Origin of the sequence: Streptomyces sp. NPDC050704 (genome assembly GCF_040654355.1) — a bacterium.
Classification (GTDB): Bacteria; Actinomycetota; Actinomycetes; order Streptomycetales; family Streptomycetaceae; genus Streptomyces.
Map to the genome: position 1 here is coordinate 1 of NZ_JBFAHW010000120.1, position 25,432 is coordinate 25,432.

General features: G+C 69.2%; 27 protein-coding genes. 14 read left to right on the top strand and 13 right to left on the bottom strand.

Going from position 1 to position 25,432, the window contains the following annotated elements:
• Window positions 1-217: 217 nt before the first annotated feature.
• From AB0I18_RS42465 to AB0I18_RS42485, 5 genes are all read right to left on the bottom strand, one after another.
• On the bottom strand, window positions 218-1,153 hold the full coding sequence (locus tag AB0I18_RS42465) for a dihydrodipicolinate synthase family protein (protein WP_363111124.1): 936 nt from the start codon (window positions 1,151-1,153) through the stop codon (window positions 218-220).
• A 41-nt stretch (window positions 1,154-1,194) separates the two neighbouring features.
• A complete protein-coding gene (locus AB0I18_RS42470) occupies window positions 1,195-2,298 on the bottom strand; it encodes an ABC transporter ATP-binding protein (protein ID WP_363111125.1) in 1,104 nt (367 codons plus the stop codon).
• 53 nt (window positions 2,299-2,351) lie between these two features.
• Window positions 2,352-4,400: a dipeptide/oligopeptide/nickel ABC transporter permease/ATP-binding protein gene (locus AB0I18_RS42475; RefSeq protein WP_363111126.1), complete on the bottom strand. Its 2,049-nt coding sequence runs from the start codon at window positions 4,398-4,400 to the stop codon at window positions 2,352-2,354.
• Window positions 4,397-5,359, bottom strand: coding sequence for an ABC transporter permease (locus AB0I18_RS42480; RefSeq protein ID WP_363111127.1), 963 nt, complete (start codon window positions 5,357-5,359; stop codon window positions 4,397-4,399). The genes AB0I18_RS42475 and AB0I18_RS42480 overlap by 4 nt, the downstream gene beginning before the upstream one ends.
• A gap of 124 nt (window positions 5,360-5,483) precedes the next feature.
• Window positions 5,484-7,112 carry an ABC transporter substrate-binding protein gene (locus tag AB0I18_RS42485; RefSeq protein ID WP_363111128.1) on the bottom strand — a complete coding sequence of 543 codons (1,629 nt, stop codon included), beginning with the start codon at window positions 7,110-7,112 and terminating at the stop codon, window positions 5,484-5,486.
• 232 nt (window positions 7,113-7,344) lie between these two features.
• On the opposite strand from AB0I18_RS42485, the gene AB0I18_RS42490 reads away from it, so the two are divergent.
• The 3 genes from AB0I18_RS42490 to AB0I18_RS42500 all read left to right on the top strand — a co-directional run bounded on the left by AB0I18_RS42490 (window position 7,345) and on the right by AB0I18_RS42500 (window position 9,862).
• Window positions 7,345-8,109 carry a FadR/GntR family transcriptional regulator gene (locus AB0I18_RS42490; protein WP_363111129.1) on the top strand — a complete coding sequence of 255 codons (765 nt, stop codon included), beginning with the start codon at window positions 7,345-7,347 and terminating at the stop codon, window positions 8,107-8,109.
• Window positions 8,106-8,594, top strand: coding sequence for a protein phosphatase (locus tag AB0I18_RS42495; protein ID WP_363111130.1), 489 nt, complete (start codon window positions 8,106-8,108; stop codon window positions 8,592-8,594). Before AB0I18_RS42490 ends, AB0I18_RS42495 begins: the two co-directional genes overlap by 4 nt.
• A 131-nt stretch (window positions 8,595-8,725) precedes the next feature.
• Window positions 8,726-9,862, top strand: a complete 1,137-nt coding sequence (locus tag AB0I18_RS42500) for an abortive phage infection protein (protein WP_363111131.1) — start codon at window positions 8,726-8,728, stop codon at window positions 9,860-9,862.
• Between the two features lie 15 nt (window positions 9,863-9,877).
• Here AB0I18_RS42500 and AB0I18_RS42505 read toward each other — a convergent pair whose 3' ends face one another.
• On the bottom strand, window positions 9,878-10,450 hold the full coding sequence (locus AB0I18_RS42505; RefSeq protein WP_363111132.1) for a class I SAM-dependent methyltransferase: 573 nt from the start codon (window positions 10,448-10,450) through the stop codon (window positions 9,878-9,880).
• 56 nt (window positions 10,451-10,506) lie between these two features.
• Between AB0I18_RS42505 and AB0I18_RS42510 the strand changes: the two genes are divergently transcribed.
• Window positions 10,507-11,310: a helix-turn-helix transcriptional regulator gene (locus AB0I18_RS42510; RefSeq protein ID WP_363111133.1), complete on the top strand. Its 804-nt coding sequence runs from the start codon at window positions 10,507-10,509 to the stop codon at window positions 11,308-11,310.
• A 116-nt stretch (window positions 11,311-11,426) separates the two neighbouring features.
• Here AB0I18_RS42510 and AB0I18_RS42515 read toward each other — a convergent pair whose 3' ends face one another.
• Window positions 11,427-11,696 carry a hypothetical protein gene (locus tag AB0I18_RS42515; protein WP_363111134.1) on the bottom strand — a complete coding sequence of 90 codons (270 nt, stop codon included), beginning with the start codon at window positions 11,694-11,696 and terminating at the stop codon, window positions 11,427-11,429.
• A 110-nt stretch (window positions 11,697-11,806) separates the two neighbouring features.
• On the opposite strand from AB0I18_RS42515, the gene AB0I18_RS42520 reads away from it, so the two are divergent.
• Window positions 11,807-12,421, top strand: coding sequence for a TetR/AcrR family transcriptional regulator (locus AB0I18_RS42520; RefSeq protein WP_363111135.1), 615 nt, complete (start codon window positions 11,807-11,809; stop codon window positions 12,419-12,421).
• 1,026 nt (window positions 12,422-13,447) lie between these two features.
• Here the strand turns inward: AB0I18_RS42520 and AB0I18_RS42525 are convergent.
• A complete protein-coding gene (locus tag AB0I18_RS42525) occupies window positions 13,448-13,654 on the bottom strand; it encodes a DUF397 domain-containing protein (protein WP_363111136.1) in 207 nt (68 codons plus the stop codon).
• Window positions 13,636-14,469, bottom strand: a complete 834-nt coding sequence (locus tag AB0I18_RS42530) for a helix-turn-helix transcriptional regulator (protein ID WP_363111154.1) — start codon at window positions 14,467-14,469, stop codon at window positions 13,636-13,638. The genes AB0I18_RS42525 and AB0I18_RS42530 overlap by 19 nt, the downstream gene beginning before the upstream one ends.
• A 115-nt stretch (window positions 14,470-14,584) precedes the next feature.
• Here AB0I18_RS42530 and AB0I18_RS42535 point away from each other — a divergent pair, with 115 nt between their 5' ends.
• The 5 genes from AB0I18_RS42535 (at window position 14,585) to AB0I18_RS42555 (ending at window position 17,473) form a co-directional block, all read left to right on the top strand.
• Window positions 14,585-14,812, top strand: a complete 228-nt coding sequence (locus AB0I18_RS42535) for a hypothetical protein (RefSeq protein WP_363111137.1) — start codon at window positions 14,585-14,587, stop codon at window positions 14,810-14,812.
• A complete protein-coding gene (locus AB0I18_RS42540; protein ID WP_363111138.1) occupies window positions 14,809-15,024 on the top strand; it encodes a hypothetical protein in 216 nt (71 codons plus the stop codon). Before AB0I18_RS42535 ends, AB0I18_RS42540 begins: the two co-directional genes overlap by 4 nt.
• Window positions 15,025-15,124: 100 nt before the next feature.
• Window positions 15,125-15,739 carry a DUF1266 domain-containing protein gene (locus tag AB0I18_RS42545; protein WP_363111139.1) on the top strand — a complete coding sequence of 205 codons (615 nt, stop codon included), beginning with the start codon at window positions 15,125-15,127 and terminating at the stop codon, window positions 15,737-15,739.
• A gap of 66 nt (window positions 15,740-15,805) precedes the next feature.
• Window positions 15,806-16,552, top strand: a complete 747-nt coding sequence (recO, locus tag AB0I18_RS42550) for a DNA repair protein RecO (protein ID WP_363111140.1) — start codon at window positions 15,806-15,808, stop codon at window positions 16,550-16,552.
• A 69-nt stretch (window positions 16,553-16,621) separates the two neighbouring features.
• Entirely contained in the window at window positions 16,622-17,473 is an 852-nt protein-coding gene (locus AB0I18_RS42555; protein ID WP_363111141.1) for an isoprenyl transferase, read from the top strand.
• A 155-nt stretch (window positions 17,474-17,628) separates the two neighbouring features.
• On the opposite strand, the gene AB0I18_RS42560 is transcribed toward AB0I18_RS42555, so the two are convergent.
• The 4 genes from AB0I18_RS42560 to AB0I18_RS42575 form a co-directional block, all read right to left on the bottom strand.
• The gene (locus AB0I18_RS42560) at window positions 17,629-18,048 is read right to left on the bottom strand and encodes a transcriptional repressor (RefSeq protein ID WP_363111142.1); all 420 of its coding nucleotides are present in this window, start codon (window positions 18,046-18,048) and stop codon (window positions 17,629-17,631) included.
• A 59-nt stretch (window positions 18,049-18,107) separates the two neighbouring features.
• On the bottom strand, window positions 18,108-19,016 hold the full coding sequence (locus tag AB0I18_RS42565) for a metal ABC transporter permease (RefSeq protein WP_363111155.1): 909 nt from the start codon (window positions 19,014-19,016) through the stop codon (window positions 18,108-18,110).
• An 11-nt stretch (window positions 19,017-19,027) separates the two neighbouring features.
• Window positions 19,028-19,810, bottom strand: coding sequence for a metal ABC transporter ATP-binding protein (locus tag AB0I18_RS42570; RefSeq protein ID WP_363111143.1), 783 nt, complete (start codon window positions 19,808-19,810; stop codon window positions 19,028-19,030).
• A gap of 117 nt (window positions 19,811-19,927) precedes the next feature.
• Window positions 19,928-20,893, bottom strand: coding sequence for a zinc ABC transporter substrate-binding protein (locus AB0I18_RS42575; RefSeq protein WP_363111144.1), 966 nt, complete (start codon window positions 20,891-20,893; stop codon window positions 19,928-19,930).
• Between the two features lie 219 nt (window positions 20,894-21,112).
• Between AB0I18_RS42575 and AB0I18_RS42580 the strand changes: the two genes are divergently transcribed.
• From AB0I18_RS42580 to AB0I18_RS42595, 4 genes are all read left to right on the top strand, one after another.
• Window positions 21,113-22,495 (top strand): glycine--tRNA ligase, encoded by a 1,383-nt coding sequence (locus AB0I18_RS42580; RefSeq protein WP_363111145.1) that lies wholly within the window; start codon window positions 21,113-21,115, stop codon window positions 22,493-22,495.
• A gap of 260 nt (window positions 22,496-22,755) precedes the next feature.
• Complete coding sequence (locus AB0I18_RS42585; RefSeq protein WP_363111146.1) at window positions 22,756-23,676, top strand: DUF4394 domain-containing protein; 921 nt, start codon at window positions 22,756-22,758, stop codon at window positions 23,674-23,676.
• A 139-nt stretch (window positions 23,677-23,815) separates the two neighbouring features.
• On the top strand, window positions 23,816-24,820 hold the full coding sequence (locus tag AB0I18_RS42590; RefSeq protein WP_363111147.1) for an aldo/keto reductase: 1,005 nt from the start codon (window positions 23,816-23,818) through the stop codon (window positions 24,818-24,820).
• A 26-nt stretch (window positions 24,821-24,846) separates the two neighbouring features.
• Complete coding sequence (locus AB0I18_RS42595) at window positions 24,847-25,431, top strand: TetR family transcriptional regulator (RefSeq protein WP_363111148.1); 585 nt, start codon at window positions 24,847-24,849, stop codon at window positions 25,429-25,431.
• Window position 25,432: the final 1 nt, after the last annotated feature.

The following is a 25,432-nucleotide window of genomic DNA, read 5'->3' on the forward strand; positions in this document are numbered from 1 at the left end:
GGCTCCGCCCCAGACCCCGTGGGGTTGTGGTGTTGGGTGCGGGTGGGTGGGGGCTGGTCGCGCCCCGCGGCGGAGCCGCAGATGTCACAGCCCCGCGCCCCTAACCCCCTCAGCCCGTCCGGCGTTTGAGGACGAGGCCGTTCAGGCCGAAGCGGGGGTCTGGGGGCGCAGCCCCCAGGGATGGGACGGGTAGGGGCGGCGGGGGCGAGAAAAACCCCTACAGCAAGCCCGCCGCCGCCAAGAACTTCCCCACCCGCTCCACTTCACCCGCCGACAGCGGAACCTGCGGCTCGGCGGTCGCCGGGCAGTCGATGATCCCGCGCAGATACAGCGCCGCCTTGAACGCCCCGAGCCCCGACGAACTCCCCCCCATCCGCCCCGGATCACCGACACGAACCATGCCGAACAGCCCGCACAGCCGCTCCTGTTCGGCCCGGGCGCGAGCCCAGTCACCCTCCCGGCAGAGCCGGACCAGCCGGACATACCCGTGCGGGTCGACGTTCCCGAGCCCGGGCACGGCCCCGTCCGCCCCCACCGCCAGCGCGCTGTCGACAACCAGCTCGGACCCGGTCAGTACACTGAAACCGGCGATGTCGGGCCGCGCGCGGGCCCCGGTCACGACGGCCCGGAAGTTCCCCTCGTCGCCGCTGGAGTCCTTCAGCCCGGCCAGCACACCCTCGGCGGCCAGCTCCAGCACCAGCTCCGCGTCCAGTTTCGAGTGCACGGCCACCGGGAGGTCGTACGCGAAGACCGGCACGGGCGAGCGGGACGCGACGAGCCGGTAGTGGCGGGCGATCTCCGCCGGGTGCGTACGCGTGTAGAAGGGAGCCGTCACGACCACGGCGTCGGCGCCCGCGTCGGTGACGTACCGGACGTGGTCGAGGACCCGTGGCGTCGTCATGTCGATGGCGCCGGCGAGCACGGGCAGCCGCCCCGCGAGATGACCGACGACCGTCTCGACGACGAGCTTCCGGTGACGATCCGTCAAGTAGGCGGCCTCGGACGACGATCCGAGCACGAACAGCCCGTCCACTCCGCCCTCCACCAGGTGGTCGACCAGTCTGATCAGTGAGGGGACGTCCACCTCGCGGTCCGGTGTCAGGGGCGTGCAGACGGGCGGAACGACACCGGTCAGCGGGGCGGGAAGGGTCATCGAGGCTCCCTGGGACTGCTTCTGGCTGGGACTGCTGCTGGTCAGGGCTGCTGGGTTCGGATGTCGTGGATGTCGTTGGTGTCATGGACGCCGTGGATTTCGGCCATGGCGGTGGCCTCCGGGACCGTGGCGACGGCCTGTGCGACGAGGTCACGTGTCGACTGCCCCTCCTCCACGGGATGGTGGCACCGGAAGCGATGTCCGGCGGACGAGGCCGGCGCGAAGTCCGGCATGACCTCGGCGCACACCTCGCTCGCCTTCCAGCACCGGGTACGGAACGGACACCCGCTCGGCGGCCGCGTGGCCGACGGTACGGGCCCGACCAGCGGAATCGGGTCGATCGGATCGAGCAGGCCGGGTGTCGCGGAGAAGAGGGCCCGGGTGTACGGGTGCCGGGCGCTGTCCGTCACCTCGTCGGCCGGGGACTCCTCGACGATCCGCCCCAGGTACATCGTGATGACGCGGTCACTCATCCTCCGTACCGTCTGGATGTCGTGCGAGACGAAGACCAGGGCCAGGCCCAGCCGTTCCTTCAGGTCCAGGAGGAGGTTGAGGATCTGGGCGCGGACCGACACGTCCAGCGCGCTCGTCGGTTCGTCCGCCACCACCAGGTCCGGATCGAGGGCCAGCGCCCGCGCGATGGCCACGCGCTGCCGCTGCCCGCCCGACAGCTGCCCCGGCAGCCCGTCGGCCAGCACCTTGGGCAGGCCGACCAGGGACATCAACTCCCTTACCCGCTCCTCGCGTTGGCGGACCGTTCCGCGCCTGTGCACGTCGAGGGGGTCCCGCAGGATCTGGCGTACCGTCAGCCTGCGGTTCAACGCCGTCGACGGGTCCTGGAAGATCATGCCCGTGTTGCCGCCGACCGCCGCACGCCGTTCGGCCGGCTTCATCGTCCACAGGTCGCGGCCGCGGAAGGCCACCGTCCCGGACGTCGGCTTCTGGACGCCCACCAGCACCTTGGCGAGCGTCGACTTCCCGCAGCCGGACTCGCCGACGACGCCCACCGTCTCGCCGGGCGCGATGGCGAGATCGGCGCCGGTCAGGGCGTACACGCGATCGCGCGCGAACAGGCCGCCGGTGCGCGCCTTGTGGACGACGTGGGTGGCGGAGAGCTCGATCAGCGGAGTCGTCCCGTCACTCATGCGCCTCCCCGTACCCGGGCCCGTACCCGCACTCGCACCATTCTTCGTGTTCGTCATGTCAGGGCCCCGCTTCCCGTCGGCTCGTGAGGTCCGTGCGGCTCGTGCGGTCCGTGCGGTCCGTGGGGTCCGTTCGCGGGCAGAGCGATCGCCGGGTGGTGGCAGGCGACCTCGTGGCGGCCGGGAGGTCCCGTGAGCCGGGGCGTCGTCGTACGGCACACCTCCGTCGCCATCGGGCACCGGTCGGCGAACCGGCAGCCCGCCGGGAAGTCGGCCGGCGCCGGGACGACGCCCTTGATCTGCGTCATCCGCTCGGCCGCTGACTCCAACGACAGGACGCTGCCCAGCAGTCCGCGCGTGTAGTGGTGGGTGGGCGACTCCACGAGGTCCGCGGTCACACCGGTCTCCACGATCTGGCCGCCGTACATCACGACGACCCGGTCGGTGACGTCCGCGACGAGCGCGAGGTCGTGCGAGACGAGGATCAGGGCGAAGTCCAGCTCGGCGCGCAGCCGGAGCAGCAGCTCTATGATCTGCGCCTGCACGGTCACGTCCAGGGCCGTCGTCGGCTCGTCGGCGACGATCAGCTTCGGGCTGCGGGACAGCGCCATGGCGATGAGGACGCGCTGGCGCTGGCCGCCGGAGAGTTCGTGCGGGTAGCTGCGCAGGGTGCGTTCGGGGTCCAGGCCGACCATCTCCAGGAGTTCGGCGCCGGTGCGCTTGCCGCCCCTGCGTACGACCTGCTTGAGCTGGGAGCGGATCGTCATCGCCGGGTTCAGCGACGACAGCGCGTCCTGGTAGATCATCGCCATGTCGTGGCCGAGGAGTTTGCGCCGCACGCGCATCGGCTCGCCCACCAACTGCCGCTGGTTGAACCGGACATGGCCGCGGACCCGCGCTCCCTTCGGCTCCAGGCCCATCACCGTGAGCGCCGTCAGCGACTTACCGCAGCCCGACTCACCGACCAGGCCCAGGACTTCACCGGGCTGTACGTCGAAACTGATGCCGTCCACGATGTCCACACCCCCGTGGCGGGCATCGAAACCGATGGCCAGGTTCTCGACGCTGAGCACCGGTTGCCGGCCTTCGGGCAGCTGGCGAGCCCGGGCCCGCAGCCGGTTGGCCGCCTCCGTCAGACCCGGCAGCTCCAGGACCTTCCCGCTGCCCGGCTCGGGGGCTTCCAGCCGGTCCTTCTCCTTGCGGGCCTCGGGGACGTCCCGCGCCGCGGGCGCCGCCCACGCGTCCGAGACGCCCTCGGAGAGGATGTTGAGCGACAGTACGGTGATCAGCATCAGCAGGCCCGGGAAGACGGTCGCCCACCAGCCCCCGGTCAGCACCATGTTCTTGCCGTCCGCGATGACACTGCCCCAGGACGGGTCCGGCGGCCGCACCCCCGCCCCGATGAAGGACAGCGACGCCTCGAAGACGATCGCCTCGGCGACCTGAACGGTGCAGAACACCAGCACGGGGGCCGCGCAGTTGATCGCCACGTGCTTCAGCACGATGTGCGGTGTGCGCGCGCCGATGACCCGTTCGGCCGTCACATAGTCCTCGCCGTACTGGGCCATCACGTTGGCCCGTACGACCCGCGCCATCGGCGGCATGTAGAGAAACGCGATCGCGCCGATGAGGATCGGGATGCTGCCGCCGAACACCGCGACGAACACGGCCGCGAGCGCGATCCCCGGGAACGCCATGATGATGTCCAGGCAGCGCATCAGCGTCTCGTCGACCGCCTTGCGCGAGGTCGCCGCGATCGCGCCGAGCAGCGCCCCGACGACGAGGGCGAGTCCGGTCGCGCCGAGACCGATGGCCAGTGACCAGCGCGCCCCGTACATGAGGCGGCTGAGGATGTCGCGGCCCAGGCTGTCCTGCCCCATCCAGTGCGAGCCGGAGGGCGCGCCCTCGCCGTTTCCGTTGTCGACCAGGCCTGCCTGGTCGAGCGGGTCGTGCGGAGCGATCAGCGGGGCGAGCAGCGCCGTCAGGACGACGATCCCGATGACGACGACGGCGATCCGCGAGATCAGGGGGAGCCGCCGGAACCCCCGGAGGCGGATGCCGGGCCGGGAGAGCGCCTCCGTCAGCCGCGTACGAGAAAAGGTCATGCTTCGGCACTCCTCAGGCGCGGGTTGACCAGCAGATAGAGGATGTCGATGACGAGGTTCACGATCACGAAGCCGAAGGCGGTCGTCAGCACGACCCCCTGCACGACGGCCGGATCGCCGTTCTTCACGGCGTCGATCATCAGCTTCCCCATACCCGGCAGATTGAAGATCGTCTCGATGACGACCGCACCGCCGAGCAGATAGCCGACGCGCAGGCCCAGGACGGTCAGCGGGTTGATGAGCGCGTTGCGCAGCACGTTCCGGCCGACCACGACGACCGGCGGCAGCCCGCTCCCGATGGCCGTCCGTACGTAGTCCTTGTCCAACTCCTCGACCACCGCGGTCCGTACGATCCTCGTCAGCTGCGCGGCGACCGGCAGCGACAGCGCGAACGCGGGCAGCGTCATGGTCTTCAGCCAGCCCGTGAACGAGTCACCGGGGTTGATGTAACCGCTGGTCGGGAACCACCCGAAGTCCACCGCCAGGTACTGGATCATCAGCAGCGCCAGCCAGAAGCCGGGCGCGGCGACGCCGGTCAGCGAGACGATCCGGATCAGCTGGTCGGGCAGCCGGTCCCGGTAGATCGCCGCGGTGACCCCGCCGAGCAGGGCCAGCACCACGGCGATGCCGAGGCCCAGGAAGGTGAGCTGCATGGTGAGCGGCAGCGCGGTGGTGACCTGTTCGACGACGGGCTGCCTGGTCAGCGCGCTTATGCCCATGTCGCCCCGGACCAGGTCCCCGACGAAGTCGAGATAGCGCACCGGGAACGGATCGAGCAGCCCGTTGCGCTCCCGGAAGTCGTGCAGCTGCTGCTCGGTGGGGTTCGCGCCCTGGAAGTACGCGGACGCCGGATCACTGTCCGAGAACCGCATCACGAGAAACACGAACAGCACGATCCCGAGCATCAGCGGCACGAGCAGGGCAATACGACGGACCAGAATCCTGACGATCGCGACCACGTACGACTCTCTCTCCTCGCTGTTCCGGCCGATCCGATGAATCTGGCTGATCCGCTACGCGCCCTTAAGGGGCGCGGGGAACTGCGCGACCAGCCACAACGGACCCGCAGTCTCCACACAACCCCTAAACCCACTTCGCCTGGAGAACGTTTATCCCCGGGTACGGCTGCGGCCGAATACCCGTCAAATCCTTCGCATCCCACGCAGTGATCAGCTCGTTGTGCACGACCGGATAGATGACGGCGTTCTCCGCGACGACATCGATGTACTCCTGAGTCATCCGCTTCTTCGACTCGGCGTCCGGCTCCCGCGTGGCCTGGTCCATCCGCTTGAAGAGATCCTTCGCCACGGAGTTGTTCTCCCAGCGGGCATACCGCATCCAGGTGTTACCCGGCCCGTAGTTGTAATGCATGATCAGGTCGGCATCGAGGCCGAACTGATTCGGATTCGAGGCGGCCGCGACGACCTGGAAGTCCTTCTTCTGGTCCAGCTTCGTGAAGAGCGCAGCGGTTTCCTGCGGTTCCAGGGTCGTCTCGACGCCGATCGCGTCCCACGAGGCCTTGATGGTCGGCAGACAGTCCACGATCCAGCTCACGTTGACCGCCATCAGATTGACCTTCAGCCCGCTGACCCCGGCCTCCTTCAGCAGTTCCCTCGCCCGGTCCGGGTCGTGGCCGTAGACGGTCTTCGCCTTCCGGTACGTCGGATTCCCCTCGTTGAGATACGACGTCGCCGGCTTCCCGTGACCCCGCAGCGCGGCCTGGATCATCTTCTCCGTGTCGATCGCGTAATGCAGCGCCTGCCGCACCCGTACGTCGTCGAACGGCTTGTGGGCGGTGTTGAAGAGAAGGAAGAGGTGATTCATCCCCGCCCCGCCCTCGACCTTCATACCGCCCTTTTCCAGCTGGGAGATATTGGCGTACGGAATGTTGTCGGAGATCTGCGCGCCCGCACTCGAACCCGAGATCTTCGCGACGCGCGGCGCGGCGTCCACGATCGTCAGCCAGTTCATCTTCTTGAACGCGGCTTTCCGCGGCCCGTTGTAGTCGGCGAACGCCTCGAAGGTGGTGTTGGACTTCGGGTGGTGCGCGGCCTGCCGGTACGGCCCCGAGCCGACCGCCTTGCCCTTCATCGCGTCGTCCAGCGCCCCCGCCTTCCCAAAGACGTGCTTCGGCATGATCTTCGCGAGGGTGAGCCGCTGCACCCCGTCCGGGAACGGGAACTTGAGGACCAGCTCCACCGACTTGTCGTCGACCTTCCGCACCTCCTTCAGCCAGGACGCGAAGAACGTGTAGGCGAGCGTCGTGGTCTTGGTGTCCAGCGCCCGTTCGTAGGTGAAGACCACGTCGTCGGCGGTGACGGGCTGCCCGTCGTGCCACTGCGCGCCCTCCCGCAGCGTGAACTTCCAGGTCGTCGCGGCGGGATCGGCCGGAACGGCGGTTGCCAGCGCCGGGTACGGCTCACGGCTGATCGGATCGGTGTCGAGCAGCCCCTCGTAGATGTGGTGGTTGCCGGCCATCGCGAACGCCGAGGCCGTCATCAACGGGTCCCAGCTCTGGTCGTTCCCGTAGCCGATCACCGCGGTCAGTGTCCGGTCCTCGCCCTCGCCCCCGCCACCCGTCTCGTTCGTCGACTCGGGACCCGACGAGCAGGCGGAGAGCGAGGAGGTGATCGCGGCGGCCGCGCCCAGCGCGCCGGAGTACTTCAGGAACGACCGGCGGTGCAGCGCCGGTGCGGGGGTCGCGTCGCGCACGGTTCCTCCAGCAAGGGGTGGGAGATACGACGTCCTACGTCTATAGGTGCAGCGTGACCATAGGAGGGGGCGTGGGGGTGGTCAAGGGAACGCGCACGAATGCCGTTTCTGCCAGAGGTGCAACCAATGTCGGGCGGAAATATGGTTAGTTGACGGGCGCTCAGCATCTGTCCGGCACCCGTCCTGCCCGGAGGTGGGACGTGGGACGTCCGTCGCGCGTACGATGCGGCGCATGTCTGAGCGGCGCACGTCCGACGACCCCGTGAACTCCTCCCTCTCCCGGGTGCGCTCGGCCCGCGAGCCGCGGGTGAGCAGCCAGATCCAGCGCGAGGTCATGCAGCTGATCCTCGACCGCAGGCTCCGGGCCGGCGCGCCCCTGCCCACCGAGACCGAGCTGATGGAGTCCCTGGGCGTCAGCCGCAACTCCGTCCGCGAAGCACTCAAGGCACTCCAGGCCCTCGACATCGTGGAGATCAGACACGGCTACGGGACGTACGTGGGCCAGGCGTCCCTGACCCCGCTCGTCGACGGCCTGACCTTCCGCACACTCGCCCAACAGGGCGACGACACCGGCGCGTTGGCGGAGATTCTCCAGGTCAGGGAGGTCCTGGAGGAGGGGCTCATCCGGCGGGTGGCGGGCGCACTGACCGATGAGGAGCTGACCCGTCTGGAGACCGTGGTGGCACGGATGGACGAGGCGGGCCGGGCGGGCCGACCCTTCCCCGAACTCGACCGGGAATTTCACGAGTTGCTGTACGCGTCGCTCGGAAACGCCCTGGTGCCACAGCTGTTGGGCGCCTTCTGGACCGTGTTCCGGCGGGTCTCCGGCGTGCGGGGCTGGACGGACGACCCGACGCCCGACGTCACGGTCCGCCGGCACCGTGACATAGTCGTCGCTTTGCGAGCACGGGACGTGGAGGGAGCGCAGAAGGCGATGGCGGATCATTTCCGGGGCATCGAGGCGAGGGCCGCGCAGGAGTCACGGGGGGTCGGATGAACACGTCGAGCGACGCAGACGCAGACGCAGGTGAGCCCGGGAGCCGCCGCGCTTCCTGGGACGACGGGACGGCCGGTGTGCTGCGGCTGCCCTCCGGGCGGCTGGTGCGGGGCAGGGGGCTGCGGCACCCACTCGCGCCCTCGGTGGCCCGGCCGACCTACGCCGTCTACCTCCTCGGCAAGGAGCCTCCCGAAGTCCCTTGGGAGACACGGTGGTTGAGGTGGCCGGACTTCTGGCTGCCCCGGGACCGGGTGCAGGCGCGCGAGGTGCTGACGGAGGCGTGGACCAGGGCCGCGACCTCCTCCGAGCGCGTCGAGATCGCCTGCGGAGGCGGCCGCGGCCGGACCGGCACGGCCCTGGCCTGCCTGGCCGTCCTGGACGGCGTACCGCCCGACGAGGCGGTGTCGTTCGTCCGCCGGCACTACGACCGGCACGCCGTGGAGACACCGTGGCAGCGGACGTACGTACGCCGCTTCGCGGAGTGATCCGGAGCGGCCCCCCGGGGTGTCCGGGTTTCATGGACTGCCCATAGGAACGCAGCAGTTCATACCTTGGTCTGCGTGCCATAGACCTTCGGCCGACAGTCAGAAGCGCCCCGGCTGAACAGACTCGGGGCATGGAGAAGAACACGGGGAACAGCATCAGTCGGGCGCGGTTCATGGCGGGCGCGGCGGCCGTTGGGGTCGTTGCCGCTGCGGCGGGGGCTCTGCCGGCGCCGGTTGCGGCCGCCGCGACCGGGGCCCGCCGGGGGCTCACGCACCGAGGTGTCGTCTACACCGTCGGGGCCGGTGAGACCCCCGGGACGGCGTGGAGCGAGCGTCGGATGCGGGAGGACATCCGGGTGATCGGGAGCGAGCTGCACGCGGACACCGTGGAGGTCACCGGAGACGGGGTGGAGCGGCTGAACGCGACGGCGTCCGAGGTGGCCGAGCGCGGACTGCACGTGTGGTTGCAGCCGACGCTGGGGGACGTGCCGGAGAAGGAGATCCTGGAACATCTGGCGGAGAGCGGGCGACACGGGGAGCGGCTGCGGAAGCAGGGCGCGCGGGTCACACTGGCCGTGGGGTGCGAGTTCTGGCTGTTCGTGCCGGGGATCGTGCCGGGCGACACCGTCCTGGACCGGATCCAGAACCTGCTCGACGGGAACGTCGATTGGGTCCAGATGCAGCGGAGGCTGGCCCGGTTCACCGCGAAGGCCGCGGCGGTCGGGCGGTCCGTCTTCGGGGGCGAACTCAGTTACGCCGCCGCGCAGGACGACGACGTGGACTGGAACCTCTTCGACATCGTCGGGATCGACTACTACTCGTATTTCCCCCGACGGGCCGACTACGTACGGGAGTTGAAGAAGTTCCTGCGCTGGGGCAAGCCGCTCGCCATCACCGAGTTCGGCACCTGCACGTTCGTCGGCGCCCCGGAAGAGGGCGGCATGGGCTGGAACGTCGTCGACTACAGCAAGGAACCGGCCGAGATCAAGGGCGACCTGGTGCGCAGCGAGCGGGTGCAGGCCGCGTATCTCACCGATCTCCTCGACGTCTTCGAGTCGATGAACCTCCACGCGGCGATGGCGTTCGAGTTCGTCACCGCCGACGCCCCGCACCGCCCCGACAACCCGCGCTACGACCTCGACATGGCGTCCTACGCCATCGTCAAGCCCCTCAAGGACCGGCCCGACGACCCGGACTCCGACTGGCACTGGGAGCCGAAGCAGGCCTTCCACGCACTGGCCCGGCACTACGGCAGGGCGCGCTGTTGAGGTACGCGGGGCCCGTCATGGGCGCCTGGCCCGGAAGCGGAGGCCGCCGGTTGCCGGATGCAGGTCCACCGACACGTCCGTGAAGCCGGCCTTCGCCAGCCGGTCCGGGAGCTCGGCCGGGTCCAGCGTGTTCATCGTGTCGCGGAAGTGAAGAAGCCGGAAGCGGAGGCCCGGCTGGCTGTCGGCGCCCGCGAACACGCCGCCCGGGCGCAGCACGCGGTAGGCCTCCGCGAAGATCCGGTCCTGGTGGGCCGCCGTGGGCACGTGGTGCAGCATGATGAAGCAGACGGCGGCGGAGAACGTCTCGTCAGGGAGCGAGGTGGCCGCCCCGTCCGCGTGGAGGATCCGGGCCCGGTCGCCCCACTTCTCCTCCAGCAGGGCGGCGGTGGCCCGGTCGATCTCGACGGCCGTCACCCGCGGGACCTGTTCGATCAGTACGCGCAGATTGGCGCCGTAGCCCGGACCGATCTCCAGTACGTCGTCGCCGAGTTCCAGGCCGTCGAGCGTCCAGGGGATGATGTGGTCCTTCGTGGTCTGCGCCCACTTCTCGGAGCTGCACAGTCTGCGGTGTGCTCGGTTCATCGGCATGGCCTCGACGCTAGGCGCGGGTGGGACTTGTCCACTACGGGCTAGGGTGCCGTCTCATGTCGCGAAACGGACACGCGGGGCCCGCCGCCGAGCCGCGGAACCAAGGCCCGGTCATGGCCGCCACCGCGATCTTCGTCGGGCACTTCACCATGCCGCGCGGGACGACCTTCACTGCGCACTGGCACCCGGTCCACCAACTGGCCTGGTCCGCCAAGGGGTTGCTCCGGGTCAGCAGTGACCGCGGCTCCTGGCTGCTGCCGCCCTCGCTCGCCCTGTGGATCCCCGCCGGCCTGCCCCACACCACGGAGGCGGCGGGCGACACCCTCATGCGCAGTGCGTACGTGGACCCCGCGCGCTGCCCGCAGATCGACTGGACCGAGCCGACGGTCGTCTCCGTCGGCCCCCTCCTCCAAGCCCTCATCGGTCACCTGGCCCGCACCGACCTGGCCCCGGAGGCCCGCTTGCGTGCGGAGGCCGTACTCCTCGACGTGCTGCATCCCGTCCCGGTCACCAGCGTTTCGGTGACCGAACCCGTCGACCCGCGCGCCCGCGCCGTGGCCAGGGCCCTCGCCGCCGACCCCGCGGACGGGCGCTCCCTGTCGGCCTGGGGAACCGAAGTCGGCGCGAGCTCCCGCACGTTGGCCCGCCTCTTCGTCACCGAGACGGGCCTTGCCTTCGGCCAGTGGCGGGAGCAACTACGTATGCAGGCCGCAATGCCGTTCCTCGCGGAGGGCCTGACGACGGAGGCGGTGGCCCGAAGGGTCGGTTACGCCTCCGCCAGCTCGTTCGTGGCGGCGTTTCGACGGGTGGTGGGGGTTACTCCTAGGCAGTACTTTCCGGTGTTTCGGGTGGGGCGGTGAGGTGGGTGGGGGTTGGTTGGGGGCTCGGGGGGTGGGTCGGTGTGGGGCGGGGTTGTGGGGGTGGGGGTGGTGTCCCAAACCTTCCAATCAGGCTTTACGGCTGGTCTGCTGACTTCTCACGGATGGCGGTCCGCCCGCCTCCTTGCGTAGTGACGGCGTGCCGCCATTCCTACCAGGGCCAAACCTGCGAAGCCGACCAGGAGCGTTGCCCATTCAGGTAGATGGGCTGCGCGCAGGAGGCCGGCGACACCGAAGCTCGTATCCCATCCGGCCTCCGTGATGGCGGAGCCGAAGCCCTGGATGACGAGGATGGCACCGAACAGCCAGAGCAGCCCCTGACCCGAGCTGCTGTCCGTCCTGTTGAGCCTGTTGAGCTGCTTCGCCATGACGAGCTTTCCCTCCTGATGTCCGCGCATCGTTCCGATGCGATCGCATCACATCGTGCAGTGAATCCGGATACGATGCAAGTGCATCAGAACGAGAGAAGGAGCAAACCGTGCCCAGGCAGGTCGACTACGAGGACCGGCGCCGACAGATCGCCGAGGCCGTCTGCACCCTGATCGCGCGCTCCGGCATGGAGGCCGTCAGCCTCCGCGACGTCGCCGCTCAGGCCGGCGTGTCCATGGGTGCTGTCCAGCGGTGCTTCCGCACCAAACAGGACATGCTGCTCTTCGCGCTGGAGCACATCTCCCAGTACGTCAGCGAGCGGGCCAACCAGCGCATCGCCGCCACCTCCGCCCCGCAGGCCGCATCGACCCTGCTGTCCCACACCCTGGCCGAACTAGCCCTGCTGGACGAGGAATCGAAGACACAGGCTCACGTCTGGCTGGCCTTCGTCACCCATGCCCCTGCCAGCGAGAAGCTGGCCGCCGTCCTGCACGACACCTATGCCAAGCTCCACGACCTCATCGCGTGGCTCATCCGCTACGGCCAGGACACTCGGGAAGTTCCCCAGCACCTCGACCCCGATCGCGAAGCACACGCCCTCCTTGCCCTGGCCGACGGCCTCACGGTCCACGTCCTGGCAGGCCACCACTCCTCGGCCACGGCGCTGGCCATCCTCCAACGCCACATCGACCACCTGCTGGAAAACGCACCCGACCGCAGCTGACGCCTCCAGCCCAAGACATCGGCATCGCGCGCCCCAGGCTTGCAGCCCGCTCAGAGCGGATCAGCAGATCAGCAGCTACGAGACATCCCTTGGCCGCCGCCCCATCGGCAGCAAACCGCCAACCCCGCCTGGCGTGCAGGCCAGCCCCCCGCCGCGCACCCACGCACGGGGCCGCAAGCCGCTGAACCCGCCCGCAGCGCAGGCGAGGCGCGATTGCGCATCCGCCCCCCACCCCGCGCTCGCTAAGCCCGCCTGGCGTGCTGGCGAGGCGCGACTGCGCACCCACCCACCGGCCCGCAGTCGCTAAGCCCCCCCGGCGTGCTGGCGAGATGCGATCGCGCGCCCACCTCCCACCGGCCGTCATCCGCTAGGCCCGCCCGCCGTGCAGGCGAGGCGCGATTGCGTATCCGCCCCCCATCCCGCGCTCGCTAAGCCCGCCCGGCGTGCTGGTGAGGCGCGTTCGCGCGCCCACCTCCCACCGGCCGTCATCCGCTAGGCCCGCCCGCCGTGCAGGCGAGGCGCGATTGCGTATCCGCCCCCCATCCCGCGCTCGCTAGGCCCGCCCGGCGTGCTGGTGAGGCGCGTTCGCGCGCCCACCTCCCACCGGCCGTCATCCGTTATGCCCGCCCGCAGCGCAGGCGAGGCGCGATTGCGTATCCGCCCCCCACCCCGCCCGCTAAGCCCGCCCGGCGTGCTGGCGAGGCGCGACTGCGCACCCACCCACCGGCCCGCAGTCGCCAAGCCCACCCGGCGTGCTGGCGAGATGCGATCGCGTGCCCGTAAGTCCCGGCCCGCCTCCCTGCCCACCCGCACGCCCAGCCCGCCTCGGGACCCCTTTCCCCTCGGGCCGTCCGCTCGCTTCTCACCCGTGCTGGAGCGGGCCGAGTCAAGGGTGGAGCGCAGCGGAATCGGCGCAGCCGACGCGACCGTAGGGAGTGTCCTTTACTCGGGTCGTGGAAGTACGACACTGGCAAAGAAGCGGGCGGCCCCCACGTTCACCTGACGGCAGGCGTCGGCGTCACTCCGCTACGGCGCCGCTACGGCTACCGTGCCGATGAACTCCGTCCAGGCAACGGCTCCCACGACCAGAACCGGGCTGTGGGGCAACTTGCTGTCCCGGACGGGTACGGAGCCGGGCACTCCGTCGGCTACCTCGACGCAGTCCTCCCCGCCGTCCCCGCCGCTGTAAGTGCTCTTACGCCAGCGGGCGTTGGTCAGGTCGAACTCGCGCATCGTCTGTGGTCCTCCGCTGCCGACTCGATCATGGCCAGGGACGCCTCCGGCGACAACGCGGCGGCCCTGATCAGATCGTAGGACGCCCGGGTCCGTCTCACCACAGCCGGTTCGTCCAGCAGATTCCCCGAAAGCACGCCTTCTGTATAGACGGTGGGTGGGGCGTCCTCGAACTCCATGAGCTTCATCATCTTCCCCATGGCCGGGTGCGCCCCTGACGCGAACGGCAGTACCTGCAACAGCACCTTGCGCTCACGCGCCATCGCCGCGACGCGATCCAGCTGGTGCGGCATGACCGCCGGGCCGCCGACCTGGACTCGCAGGACGGTCTCGTGGAGGACCACCCAATACACGGGCCGTGCGGCGTCCTTGAGGAGCTGTGTCCGGTCCATGCGCCCCTTGACCAGTTCCTCGACGTACTCGTCGGCGGCGAGTGGATTACCCGCCAGGAACATCGCCCGCGCGTACTCCCGTGTCTGGAGGAGTCCGGGGACCACCGCCGGCGCGTACTCGCAGATCTCTGTCGCGAGCCGCTCCAGCTCCACCACGTGTGCGAAGTACTCCGTATACGGCTGGTCCTTGATGAGCTTTCGCCACAGCCGCTCGAAAAAACCGTCGGTTTGTAGGAGCTCATCGATCCGCCGCGCCACATCCAACTGCGGTTTCCGAATGGCCTGTTCGAATTGCCCAATATAGCCGCCCGACACAAAAACGCGAGAACCCAACTCCGCCTGCGTGAATCCCGCTTCCTCGCGCCGTCTCTTCAACTCCGTACCGAAGAACTCCCATGCCGCCTGACGCGAACCATTGGCCATGGCCAACCCCCCTGTACTGCACCAACGTTGCTGAGGTAGAGGTCTTCCAAAGTCTAAGTGGCCGGCGTCACCGTAGAGATGAAAAGCGTGAAACCCAAAAGGAAAGGGGAACACCGTGAAGGCTGACCGACCGGCCCACAGCACACGGCACTCGACGGCATGTGTCGCCGAGGCAGAGGAAACGGTGAAGGAATTGCGCGCAGCACTGGCCACCGCAGGAATTACGTTGCCGACACTCGGGATCGACCCGGCAACTTTGGCGCGAGAGGCCCCTTGTCCGCTCGTGGAATTGGGCCGGTGTTCCGTCGAGACGGCGGCCCGACTCGCGGCGGTGCTCGGATGACGCCGAAGACCGGGACGTACGTCGTCGACACGAGGACAGGGCGGGTGGGCGTGGTGATGGGGCACGAGGGGCCGTACGTACAGCTCAGACCGTTCGGCGGCGGGCGGGAGTGGGACTGCGAACCGGGCGCGGTCCGCTCGGCGACCATGGCGGAACGACTCAGCGCGGCCACCGCGTACGCCAACGCACGCAGCCGGGGTGAGGTCCCTTGAAGGGGAGAGGCGTCCTTGGGGACGACTCCGGGGGCATCGCCTAAGGTCCCCTGAACCCCTGAGAACGGTCTGCGTACGGTCTGGCATAGGGTGCGGCGCCATGGCGATATGGAGACGGCGCGGGCCGAAGGCCGCGCGCAAATACCCCGTTCCGCTCACCATGCACCAGCTGTGGATGGTGTCGCTCAGCGCACCGGTGAGCCGTGACCGGGACGCCTCGCGGACGACCCTGTACCCGTTCACCCGCATCGACGACGACAAGGCCCGGCGGTGGCTGGCCGACCAGTGGGAGATCACCTCGCGTGAGGCACTGGTCGGCCGGCTCGACGGCCTCTCGCGGGCCGGTTACCGCGCGCGGGCCCGGGCGCGACTCGGTGTGGAGCCGCTGGCGTGGGACGCCGGGCTGTACGTGGACATCACCCGCAGGGGCTTCGCGTGCGGAATGCTGAGCGAGGCCGACGCCTGGACCGCGCTCAAGAACATCGTCCCGGCGGTGGTGAGGTCGTACGGGTCCTGGAAGGAGTACGCCGAGCACTATCTGCTGGGGCGGATGGTCTGGCGGGACGGCCTCCAGGGCAGAACGGACGCGGACCTGCCGGCCCCGCAGGCCGTGTCCGACGCCCATCTGAAGTCGCTCCTCGACCCGGCGAACAAGGCGAGCCCCTGGAACATGGCGCCGTGGGACGCGATCAGCCACCCCGACCACGCGCGTTGACTCCGTACGCGAGAATGGGCGCATGACTCTGTTCCGCGACGACGGCGACACCCGCGGGGGCGAACGATGAGCCTCTTCCGGGACGACGGCGTCGTCCTGCGCACCCAGAAGCTGGGTGAGGCGGACCGGATCATCACCCTGCTCACCCGCGGCCACGGACGCGTACGTGCCGTGGCCCGCGGAGTACGGCGTACGAAGTCGAAGTTCGGGGCGCGCCTCGAACCGTTCTCGCACGTGGACGTGCAGTTCTTCGCGCGGGGCAGCGAGTTGATCGGGCGCGGCCTGCCGCTGTGCACGCAGAGCGAGACGATCGCTCCGTACGGTGGCGGGATCGTCGCCGACTACGCGCGGTACACCGCCGGGACGGCCATGCTGGAGACCGCCGAGCGGTTCACCGACCACGAGGGCGAGCCCGCCGTGCAGCAGTATCTGCTGCTGGTCGGCGGGCTGCGCACGCTCGCCCAGGGGGAGCACGAGCCGCACCTCATCCTGGACGCCTTCCTGCTGCGCTCCCTCGCCGTGAACGGCTACGCGCCCAGCTTCGGTGACTGCGCCAAGTGCGGGATGCCCGGACCGAACCGGTTCTTCTCGGTCGCCGCGGGAGGTTCCGTCTGCGTCGACTGCCGGGTGCCCGGCAGCGTCGTACCCTCGGCTCAGGCCCTGGAACTGCTCGGCGCGCTGCTGACCGGAGACTGGGCGACCGCGGACGCGTGCGAGTCGCGGTATGTCAGGGAGGGCAGCGGCCTGGTGTCGGCCTATCTGCACTGGCACTTGGAGCGCGGGCTGCGCTCCCTGCGGTACGTAGAGAAATAGCCCACAAGGGGCCCACAAGAGACCGGCCGGCGTCCGGCCGGGCACAGACCAGAGGGAGACGAGAAGCACATGGTGGTACGCGGGATCCTGGGGCGCCAGCGCCGCGAGTACAAGACGCCGGAGCCGCATCCGTCCGGCGCCCGCGCGCCCAAGCTCCCCGGCGAGCTGATCCCGAACCACGTGGCGATCATCATGGACGGGAACGGGCGCTGGGCCAAGGAGCGCGGGCTGCCCCGCACCGAGGGCCACAAGGTCGGCGCCGAGCGCGTCCTCGACGTGCTGCAGGGCGCGGTCGAGATGGGCGTCGGTGCCATCTCCCTGTACGCCTTCTCCACCGAGAACTGGAAGCGCTCGCCGGACGAGGTGCGCTTCCTGATGAACTTCAACCGCGACTTCATCCGCAAGACCCGCGACCAGCTCGATGAACTCGGCATCCGGGTGCGCTGGGTGGGCCGGATGCCCAGGCTGTGGAAGTCGGTGGCCAAGGAGCTGCAGACCGCCCAGGAGCAGACCAAGGGCAACGACCGGCTCACGCTGTACTTCTGCATGAACTACGGCGGCCGTGCCGAGATCACGGACGCCGCGCAGGCTCTGGCGGCGGACGTGCGGGCGGGGCGGCTCGACCCGGAGAAGGTCACCGAGAAGACCTTCGCGAAGTACCTCTACTACCCCGACATGCCGGACGTGGACCTGTTCCTGCGCCCGAGCGGGGAGCAGCGCACCTCCAACTACCTGCTCTGGCAGAGCGCTTACGCCGAGATGGTCTTCCAGGACGTCCTGTGGCCCGACTTCGACCGCCGCGACCTGTGGCGCGCCTGCGTCGAGTACGCCTCCCGAGACCGCCGCTTCGGCGGCGCAGTCCCGAACGAGGAACTGGAAAAAATGGAAAAGGCGATGCGCGGCCGCCCGGAGAGCGAGTAACACCACGTAGCACTACTACTGACACCCGCTGAGGGCGGCGGGGCCGGCCCTCGCTAAGGGGCAGCCCCGCCAGGGGCGCCCCTTAGGGGCGCGGGGAACTGCGCGCCCAGCCCTCACGAACCCGCAGACAAAAACGGCGAACCGAACCCCAAGCCCTACCCCTTGGCCAACGCCGCACAATCCGAACACGTACCAAAGATCTCGACCGTGTGAGCCACGTTCACAAACCCATGCTCGGCAGCGATCGCCTCGGCCCACTTCTCAACGGCCGGCCCCTCAACCTCCACCGCCTTGCCACACACACGGCAGACCAGGTGGTGATGGTGATCGCCGGTAGAACACCGGCGATACACGGACTCACCGTCGGACGTGCGCAGCACGTCGACCTCACCCGCGTCCGCGAGCGACTGAAGCGTGCGGTACACCGTGGTGAGCCCGACGGAGTCGCCCTTGTGCTTGAGCATGTCGTGCAGTTCCTGCGCGCTGCGGAACTCGTCCACCTCGTCGAGCGCCGCCGCCACGGCGGTGCGCTGCCGGGTCGAACGGCCCCTTACGGGTGATCCAGCGGTCGTCACCGTTGCCTCCAAACGTCTGCGGCTTGCCGGGCCATTGTGGCACCCCGAGCCAAGAGCGGTCAGACGCCGACCTTCCCCGTACCGGAGCGGGTGGCCGGAATCGCGCACTCCGCCGGGTCGCCGGCCTCCTGTGCCGCGAGCCGTGCGGCGGCCCGCACCCGGCGCCGGGCGATCGGCGTCGCCAGCGCGGTGAGCAGGATGAACGCGCCGATGGCCAGGAGCACGATGGTCGCGCCGGGCGGCACGTCCTGGTAGTACGAGGTCACCGTGCCGCCGATGGTCACGCTCACGCCGATGGCCACCGCGATGGCGAAGGTGGCGGCGAAACTGCGGCTGAGCTGCTGCGCGGCGGCCACCGGGACCACCATCAGCGCGCTCACCAGCAGCAGGCCGACGACTCGCATGGCGACCGTGACCGTGACGGCCGCCGTGATGGCGGTGAGCAGGTTCAGGGCGCGCACGGGCAGTCCCGTGACGCGCGCGAACTCCTCGTCCTGGCTGACCGCGAACAGCTGCCGGCGCAGGCCCAGAGTGACGAGGAGCACGAACGCGGCGAGCAGACAGATCGCCGTCACGTCGCTCTCCGACACCGTCGAGAGCGAGCCGAAGAGGTACGAGCTCAGGTTGGCGTTGGAGCCGCCAGGCGCGAGGTTGATCAGCATCACACCGCCCGCCATGCCGCCGTAGAAGAGCATCGCGAGCGCGATGTCGCCGCGCGTCCTGCCGTACCAGCGGATCAGCTCCATGAGCACCGCGCCGAGCACGGCGACGGCTGTCGCCATCCACACCGGAGACCAGGACAGCAGGAAGCCCAGGCCGACGCCGGTCATCGCGACATGGCCGATTCCGTCGCCCATCAGGGCCTGGCGGCGCTGCACGAGGTAGATGCCGACGGCGGGCGCGGTGATGCCGACGAGGACCGCGGCGAGCAGGGCCCGCTGCATGAACGCGTAGTCGAGGATTTCCAGGTTCATGGTGATCAGCTCAGCAGTCCGGTACGGATCGGTTCGGCGTCGTGAGCCGCGTGCGGGTGTACGTGGTCGTGGCCGGGCAGCGCGTGCTGGCCGACCGCGGCCGGGGGCGGGCCGTCGTGCATCACGCAGCCGTCGCGCAGCACGACCGCGCGGTCGATCAGCGGCTCCAGGGGGCCCAGTTCGTGCAGGACGAGGAGGACGGAGGTGCCTTGGGAGACCTGCTTGCGCAGGGTCGCCGCGAGTACCTCCTGGCTGGCCAGGTCGACGCCCGCCATCGGCTCGTCCATGATCAGCAGCTCGGGCCCGGAGGCCAGGGCGCGTGCTATCAGGACGCGCTGGTGCTGGCCGCCGGAGAGGGCGTTGACGGATTCCTTGGCGTGGCCCGCCATGCCGACGAGTTCGAGCGCCGCGCGTACGGCCTGGTGGTCGGCCTTGCGCAGCACGCCGAAGCGGGTGCGGGAGAGCCGGCCCGAGGACACCACCTCGGTCACCGTCGCGGGCACACCGCCGGCGGCCGTCGTGCGCTGCGGTACGTACCCCACGCGCGCCCAGTCGCGGAAGCGGCTGCGGGGAGTGCCGAAGATCTCGATCTCGCCGCCGCTGACCGGGACTTGGCCGATGATCGTGCGGACGGCGGTCGACTTGCCCGAGCCGTTGGCGCCGAGCAGCGCGACGACCTCACCGCCGTGGACGGTGAGGTCGATGCCGCGCAGCACGGGGCGCGAGCCGAGTTCCGCGGTCACTTCGCGCAGGGCTATGACCGGGTCTCCGAGCTGGTCGGCTTTCATGGCTCGCGCCTTCCTGGTGCTCACTGCTGCTGCTTCACTTCCGGTGCATCTCGTGTACGTGTATCTGGCGCATCTCATGCGTCTCGTGCGACTCGTGCGTCCGGAGCTTCCGGTGCCTCACGCCGCGCCGAGGGCCTTCTTCAGCGCCGCCAGGTTCGACTGCATGACCTCGATGTAGTCGTCGCCCTTGGACTTGTCGGTGATGCCCTCAAGGGGGTCGAGTACATCAGTCTTGAGCCCGGCGTCCTTGGCCAGGGTCTTCGCGGTCTTGTCGGAGACCAGCGTCTCGTAGAAGACGGTCGTGACGCCGTCGGCCTTGGCCTCCTCCTGGAGTTCCTTTACCCGCGCCGGGCTGGGTTCGCTCTCCGGGTCGAGGCCGGAAATGGCCTCCTGGGTCAGGCCGTAGCGCTCGGCGAGGTAGCTGAAGGCCGAGTGGTTGGTGAAGAAGACCTTCGACTTGGCGGACTTCAGCCCGTCCTCGAACTCGGTGTTGAGGGTGCCGAGCTTCTTCGTCAGCTCTTCGGTGTTCTTCTTGTAGTCCGCCGCGTTGTCCGGGTCGGCCTTCTCGAAGGCCTTGCCCACACCCTCGGCGACCTCGGCGTACTTCACCGGGTCGAGCCAGATGTGCGGGTCGAGGCCGGACTCCTCTTCCTCCTCGGCGGGCTCTTCCTCGCCCTCGTGGGCGTGGCCCGTGCTGCCGTGGTCCTCAAGGGTGCTCAGCGTGGCCGCGTCGATCTTGGTCTTGACCTCGGACTGCGCCACGGCGTCGTCGACGGCCGGCTGAAGGTCCTTGAGGTAGAGGGCCGCGTCCGCCTCCTGGAGCTGCGCGGTCTGCTTGGCGCTGATCTCCAGGTCGTGCGGCTCCTGGCCGGGCTCGGTCAGGTTGGTGACGCTGACGTGGTCCCCGCCGATCTGCTCGGCGAGATACTGCATCGGATAGAACGACGCCACGACGTCGAGCTTCCCGCTGGCCTTGCTGTCGGCGGCATCCGAGTCGGATGAGCACGCGGAGAGGACCCCGAGGCCGAGGGTGGTGGCCGCTGCGACCGCGGTACCCGATATGAGTCGTCGTCGTACGTTCATGACACTCATTTTCAACTAATCTGGAAACGATTGTCAACAACTAGTCTTGTGATTTGAGCTTCATCCCGGTATGGGACGGGTGGGGCGGTAGTGCACGGTCGGCGACCCCAACCGATTTGATCCGGGGGGCGGGACCGCCGGTAATCTGAAGCATTCGCTTTGAAGCAATCGCTGTGAAGCAACCGCTTCGTCGCCCGTCGTCGTAATGAAGAGAGCACCGTGGCCGCCGACAAGATCGACACCATCGTCAGCCTGAGCAAGCGCCGTGGCTTCGTCTACCCGTGCAGTGAGATCTACGGCGGCCAGAAGGCCGCCTGGGACTACGGGCCGCTGGGTGTCGAGCTCAAGGAGAACATCAAGCGTCAGTGGTGGCGCTACATGGTGACGTCACGTGAGGACGTCGTCGGTATCGACTCGTCCGTGATCCTGGCGACGGAGGTCTGGGTGGCCTCCGGTCACGTCGCCACCTTCTCCGACCCGCTCACCGAGTGCACCTCGTGTCACAAGCGGTACCGCGCGGACCACCTTGAAGAGGCGTACGAGGCCAAGCACAACAGGCTGCCCGAGAACGGCCTCGCGGACATCAACTGCCCGAACTGCGGCAACAAGGGCCAGTTCACCGAGCCCAAGCAGTTCTCCGGCCTGCTCGCCACGCACCTCGGCCCCACCCAGGACAGCGGCTCCGTCGCCTACCTGCGCCCCGAGACCGCGCAGGGTATTTTCACCAACTTCGCCCAGGTCCAGCAGACTTCGCGCCGCAAGCCGCCGTTCGGTATCGGCCAGATGGGCAAGTCCTTCCGCAACGAGATCACGCCCGGCAACTTCATCTTCCGCACCCGCGAGTTCGAGCAGATGGAGATGGAGTTCTTCGTCAAGCCGGGCGAGGACGAGAAGTGGCAGGAGTACTGGATGCAGGAGCGCTGGAACTGGTACACGGGCCTCGGCATGCGCGAGGAGAACATGCGCTGGTACGAGCACCCGGCCGAGAAGCTCTCCCACTACTCCAAGCGCACCGCCGACATCGAGTACCGCTTCCAGTTCGGCGGCAACGAGTGGGGTGAGCTGGAGGGCGTCGCCAACCGCACGGACTACGACCTCAACGCCCACTCCAAGGCCTCCGGCCAGGACCTCTCCTACTTCGACCAGGAGGCCGGCGAGCGCTGGACTCCGTACGTCATCGAGCCCGCGGCCGGTGTCGGCCGCGCGATGCTCGCGTTCCTGCTTGACGCGTACGTCGAGGACGAGGCGCCCAACGCCAAGGGCAAGCTGGAGAAGCGGACCGTGCTGCGTCTCGACCCGCGGCTGTCGCCGGTCAAGGTCGCGGTGCTGCCGTTGTCGAGGAACCCCGAGCTGTCTCCCAAGGCCAAGGGGCTTGCCACGGCTCTTCGGCAGCACTGGAACATCGACTTCGATGACGCCGGTGCCATTGGGCGCCGTTATCGGCGCCAGGATGAGATCGGTACGCCGTTCTGTGTGACCGTTGACTTCGACACGCTCGATGACAACGCGGTGACTGTTCGGGAGCGGGACACCATGAAGCAGGAGCGGGTGTCTTTGGACCAGATCGAGGGGTACCTGGCCAGTCGGTTGATTGGCTGTTAGTCGCTTCGCGGGGACGGTTGTTTGACGGCTGCGGGCCGGTTGTGGCTGGTCGCGCAGTTCCCCGCGCCCCTAAGGGCAGCGCCCCTGCGGGGCCGCGGCCCCGCAGGGGCGCTGCCCTTTCCTCAAATGCCCCGGTTCTGTCACGTCCGTAACGGATGTAACGGAACCGGGGTTTTTGCAATCCGGGGGGCGCGGGGGCTCCGAAGGGCAGGGTGAGCGGCTCGCAGGGGGTGGGTCGCCGGACCTCTCACGGGGGCAACATGCGTAAGCAGGCAGTCATTGGCGTGTTCACGATGGCCGTTGCGATCGGGACGGTCGGGGCCGTCGGGGCCGGGGCGCTGGGCGGGGAGTCGGCCGGGCGGGGGTCCGGCGTCGCGGCCAAGGGAGCCGCGGGCGGTCTGCCGCGGGCGCTCGCGCCCGGTGGGCTGCGGGCCCTCGGGCTCACCGCGGACCAGCGACTGGTGACGTTCCATGTCGACCGGCCCGGTGCCGTCGTGCCCCTCGGGAAGGTCGACGGGCTCAAGGGCGACAAGGCGCTGGTCGGCATCGACTACCGCGTGCAGGACAAGAAGTTGTACGCCGTCGGTGACCAGGGCGGCATCTACACGATCCGCGAGATCGGCGCCCGCGCCACCAAGGTCTCGCAGCTGACCGTCGCCCTCCAGGGCAAGGCCTTCGGCGTCGACTTCAACCCGGCCGCCAACCGGCTGCGCGTCATCAGTGACACGGGCCAGAACCTCCGCCACAACATCGACGACCCGGCGGGAGCCCCGGCCCCGAACACCACGGCGGTCGACGGCACCCTCACCAACCCGCCGGTGCCCCCGAACCCGGGTGCCACCGCGAGCGGCGTGACCGGAGCCGCGTACACGAACAACGACCTCGACGCGACGACGGCCACCACCCTCTTCGACCTCGACACCACCCTTGACCAGGTGTCGGTGCAGTCGCCCGCCAACGCCGGCAACCTCGCGCCGACGGGGAAGCCGGCCGTGGACGCGCCGCTGAACTCCGGGTTCGACATCTACAGCTCGGCGCGGAACGGGACGAACAGCGGGTACGCGGTGACGGGCGGCAAGGCGTTCAAGGTCAATCTGCTGACGGGGAAGGCGAACTCGACCGGGTCGTTCCCGCGGGGGTGGCAGGTGGTGGATCTCGCGCTGCCGCTGAACCAGGGATGACGTGACGGGGGAGGCGCAGGAGTTCCGACAGGCGACGAATGACAGCTGACAGATATTGAAATCTGTCAGCTGTCATGTCATGGTGGTTGGGTGCCCCGTCCCTCCTGGGGCACCCCTCCCGGACACCCAAGGAGTCCACATGCAAACCCGTTCCCTCGGATCCACCGGCCCTCAGGTCTCCGCCCTCGGTCTCGGCGCCATGGGCATGTCCGCGCTGTACGGCGAGGCCGACCGCGGTGAATCGATCGCGACCATCCACGCCGCCCTCGAAGCGGGCGTGACCCTGCTCGACACCGGCGACTTCTACGGCATGGGCCACAACGAGCTGCTGATCGGCGAGGCGCTGCGCACCGCCCCGGCCGCGCGGCGCGAACAGGCGCTCACCAGCGTGAAGTTCGGCGCGCTGCGCGACCCGGACGGCGGCTGGTCCGGCTACGACGGACGGCCGGCCGCGGTGAAGAACTTCGCGGCGTACTCGTTGCAGCGGCTCGGCGTCGACCACATCGACGTCTACCGGATCGCGCGCCTCGACCCGGACGTCCCGATCGAGGACACCGTCGGCGCGATCGCCGAACTCGTCGAGAAGGGGTACGTACGCCACGTCGGCCTGAGCGAGGTCGGCGCCGGGACCATCCGCCGGGCGGCGGCCGTCGCGCCCATCGCCGACCTGCAGATCGAGTACTCGCTCATCTCGCGCGGCATCGAGGACGAGATTCTGCCGACCACGCGGGAACTGGGCATCGGCATCACCGCGTACGGCGTTCTGTCGCGCGGGCTGATCTCCGGGCACTTCACGCAGGACCGGCAGCTGGCCGCGAACGACTTCCGGGCGATGAGCCCCCGCTTCCAGGGCGAGAACCTCCGGCACAACCTGGACCTCGTCGAGGCGCTGCGGAAGATCGCCGAGCAGAAGGGCGTCTCGGTCGCGCAGATCGCGATCGCCTGGGTGCTGTCCAGGGGCGAGGACATCGTGCCGCTGGTCGGCGCCCGGCGCCGGGACCGGCTGGCGGAGGCCCTCGGAGCGCTCGACGTCACCCTCGACGCCGCCGACCTCGCCGCGATCGAGAACGCGGTGCCGGCCGACGCCGCCGCAGGCGGCCGCTACCACGAGGCGCAGCTGGCGCACCTCGACAGCGAGCGCTGACGGTACCGCCGGGTACGGTCATCCACATGGGGACCACCGAGATCCTGACCGCCGAGCGCATCCTCGAAGCGACCGAGGAGGTGCTGCGCCGCCACGGCCCGGCGAAGGCGACCGTGGTGGACGTGGCCCGTGCGCTCGGCGTCAGCCACGGCAGCGTGTACCGGCACTTCCGTACGAAGGCCGCGCTGCGCGAGGCGGTCATCGAGCGCTGGCTCGACCGCGCGGCGCAGTCCCTCTCCGGCCTGGTCACCGACGACCGCGACCCGGAGGTGCGGCTGCGGGAGTGGTTCGCCGGGCTGTTCGCCGCCAAGCGCCACAAGGCGGGCGACGACCCGGAGCTCTTCGCCACGTACCAGGTGCTGATCGGCGAGGTCAGCGCGGTCGTCGATCGCCATCTCGTGGACCTGACGGCCCAGTTGGCCGAGATCGTCCGGGACGGCGTCGCCCGGGGCGCGTTCGTCTCCGCCGACCCGGCGGTCACCGCTCGCGCGCTCTTCGACGCGACGGGCCGCTTCCACAACCCCTTTTACGCCCGCGAGTGGCAACTCCCCGGCATCGACGCCGAGTTCGAGGCGGTCGTGGACCTCTTGCTGCGGGGACTGCGGGCCTGAC